Origin of the sequence: Flavobacterium plurextorum (genome assembly GCF_002217395.1) — a bacterium.
Lineage (GTDB): Bacteria > Bacteroidota > Bacteroidia > Flavobacteriales > Flavobacteriaceae > Flavobacterium > Flavobacterium plurextorum.
The window spans coordinates 1-2809 of sequence record NZ_MUHD01000033.1 but is presented as its reverse complement, the minus strand read 5'-3'; the positions used below and the strand labels follow the sequence as shown (position 1 = coordinate 2809).

2 protein-coding genes are annotated in these 2809 nt (G+C 35.0%); both read right to left on the bottom strand.

Annotated elements, in window-relative coordinates; translation table 11 throughout:
* The coding region (locus B0A81_RS17140) for a SprB repeat-containing protein (RefSeq protein ID WP_208861324.1) at window positions 1–2012 on the bottom strand (2012 nt) is incomplete at its 3' end.
* A gap of 33 nt (window positions 2013–2045) precedes the next feature.
* Entirely contained in the window at window positions 2046–2702 is a 657-nt protein-coding gene (locus tag B0A81_RS17135; RefSeq protein WP_089059155.1) for a COG1470 family protein, read from the bottom strand.
* Window positions 2703–2809 lie beyond the last annotated feature (107 nt).

Below are 2809 nucleotides of genomic sequence, written 5' to 3'. Positions count from 1 at the left end.
ATCGCAGCAGCAGGTTGTCCAACTGTAATTGTTTTAACAGTGCTACATCCGTTTGCATCCGTAACCGTTACTTCATAAGCTCCAGCGCCGATTCCAGTTAAATCCTGAGTGGTTGCTGCAATTGTATTATTATCTTTTTTCCAAGAATAAGTATACGTTCCAGTTCCACCGGTAACAGTCAAATCAATAGCGCCAGTTAATTGTCCAAAACATTTTACATCTGTTTTAGTTTTTGTAATAGTTACCGCAGCAGCAGGTTGTGTAATAACAACTCCGTTTATGGTTGCAGAACAGCCATTGGCATCAACAACTTTTATGTTGTAAGTACCAGCAGTTAAATTCTGTAAAGTATTTGCCGTTGTTCCACCGTTGATATAGTACAGAAATGGAGCTGTTCCATTTGTTACATTTATCTGAATTTTACCATCATTTCCACCATTACACTTAACATTGCTTGTTGGTCCTAGTGCAACAGTGTAAAATGGAGGTAAAACGATATTAGACGTTACAAAGTCTCTATTGGCATACCACCAAGTATTTATTGTATTTCTATTTCCGTATTGGGGACTATTATTTTGATTCGAGATGAAGCCATTCCATGTGTGGCAGCCACTTGGAGGGATATTATTTGGTGTACAGCCAGTCAAGTTTGTTTTAACCCCAAAAGTACCCCCGGTGTAGGTAATTTTACTATCATCCCAGTAAAGTTTTAAAATATAAGAAGAGGGAGCAGCGGGTCTTACGGTTGTACTTGAAAAACCATATTGATTCTCTTCTACATCATATATTGGAAAATGGAAAGCAGCTTGACCAAAAGTGACAACGATGGGTATAGAGGTACCTTGGGTAATTACGTTTCCTAGTCCATCTTTACCATCCCACGGAACACTTACAGCATATGGAGGTGCTCCAGATCCGTTAACAGTTTGTGTGATTATTACGTCTTTAGTACCAGGCGTAAATTTACCATCGCCGGCATCAAAATCAAGCAGTATTTCAATAGTTCCGCTTTTAACAACGCTGATGTTTATATTACTTTGACCGATACCACAATTGGTTATTCCGTTAATTTGAATGTTTCCATTGTAGGTTCCATTTTTCCAAATATTAATATCTGGATCATTTAAGAAAACCTCATACTGCGGTCTCATTTGCGTCGCATTCGATGCATTATAGATACTTTTTTGATCTTCAGCAGAATTTCCAGAATTTCCTGGACCAGTACTATTAAAAGCAACATTAAAATACCATGGTCTAAAACCAGCACCATTAAAATTGATTTTATTTACAAATCCATTTTGTGTAGTTGCTCCCGTTGTAGAACCAGTATCAGGTGCAAAAACAAAGAAAGCACCATTAAAATTGGTGACTTCATCATCCATTGCAAATGCCCAGCGTTTTGAGTAAATACGTCCTGGAATTGATTTTTTGGTTGTATTATTAGCGACAGTAATGTCATAATAGTTGTAGTAAATCTCTCCATTAGTGTCGTCAGGATTTTGAAATTCAATCCAATAATCACCAGCTGGCAAACCAGTTGGATCGAAGATTATAGGAGCGTAACCCGCCGTAGTAGTTCCATCAATACCATTTGGACCATTTTGAGCTATCGCAAGCTTTTGAGCTTCTGTACCAGTAATTTTTGAATTAGCAGTATTTAAAGTGTATTCGCCAAAAGCTGCAGCTATTGTTCCATCAGGTTTGATGATTCTAAATTTTGTATTGACTTCGTCATTGTCATTATCAGGGGCACTTCTTCGCGCTTTGCTAAACCCTAAATATACTTTTTCATCACTTGGATTTTGAATTCTGATATATAATCGCTGTTCGTTCGTTGAATTATATTTAGCAAAATTTCCATAAGTGCCATTGTTTACAGCAAGCGATGCCCTGTGATTAATATCAGGGGTTGTTTGTTTACTACCTTCTCCGCCATAAACATTAAGAAACAAAGTACTTAATACAAAACTTAGAAGGATTTTTATTCTGTTTTTGAAAGTAAAGTTTTTCATATTAAAAATTTTAATATTGATATAATGTTTTGACTAGCAGTAAAAACGAGTTGCAGCTACATGATGTAGTAAAAAAACATTAAATGTTTTTTGAGACGTTATATTTTTTGAATCTAATGAAGGTTTATAAAATCCAACTTCCTTTGTTTTTTTCGGTGGAATAAAGACATGCAGAATAGTTTGGCTTTTACTTTCTGGACAGTTGGTGGAAGTTGCTGTGACCGAAGTACCGTTCCATTGATCAAGTTTAGAAATATCGGCTAAACTTAGTTTTACATAGAATTCTGCTGCTTCGCCTGGACCAAGTGTAATCGTTTTATTCAGAGGAGCATAACTTTTAGTTTGCAGTCTATTGTTTAACAAAACATTGTTCTTGGTAATGCTGCCATCTGGATTTTCTGCAAAATTTGAAAAGTTCTCAGCAGATAATTGATACGTATCAGTATTAGTTCCAGTGTTTTTAATTTGGAGTAAAAAGGAAACTTCAGAACCAGTATATCTTTGCTGGTTTTTTCCGTCAACAGTTATTTCAGAATTACATGAACCAGATTGCGAAAATGCAATTGAAGTAATTGAAAAACAAAGCAGAGAAAAAAAGTTTTTTTGAAAGATGTTTTTTCGAGTAGAAAAAATATGCTTACAATTAGCAACAAATTTTACTGCTTTTTCAAGAGTAGATTTAGTTTTCATAACTTGAGATTTAGTTTTTGTGGTTTTTGTAAAATGTTAACACAATCAAAATTATAGTAGAGTTTTTGGATTTGTTTTTTTTTCTCTGTAACTAACCTAAAAACTCG